Source organism: Pseudoalteromonas sp. 0303 (assembly GCF_013349995.1).
Taxonomy (GTDB): domain Bacteria; phylum Pseudomonadota; class Gammaproteobacteria; order Enterobacterales; family Alteromonadaceae; genus Pseudoalteromonas.
This window is the reverse complement of sequence record NZ_JABVXF010000202.1, coordinates 1-266: the sequence shown is the minus strand read 5'-3', so window position 1 is coordinate 266 and position 266 is coordinate 1. Positions and strand designations below refer to the sequence as shown.

General features: G+C 52.6%; 1 tRNA gene. It reads left to right on the top strand.

What is annotated here, in order from left to right:
• Nucleotides 1–77: transfer RNA gene (locus tag HUS62_RS22790), tRNA-Arg, on the top strand.
• Nucleotides 78–266: the final 189 nt, after the last annotated feature.

Sequence of the window (266 nt, the reverse complement as noted above, 5' to 3'; positions counted from 1 at the left end):
GGACGCGTAGCTCAGCTGGATAGAGTACCTGGCTACGAACCAGGCGGTCGGAGGTTCGAATCCTCCCGCGTCCGCCATATTTGAGACTCACATCGAGTATAAAGATACAAATTTGGTCGGAGGTTCACTCTTTCAAGAGACGTCCCGCACCGCCATATTTGAAAAATCATCGCAAGATTATAAAATGCAACTGCGGACGCGTAGCTCAGCTGGATAGAGTACCTGGCTACGAACCAGGCGGTCGGAGGTTCGAATCCTCCCGCGTC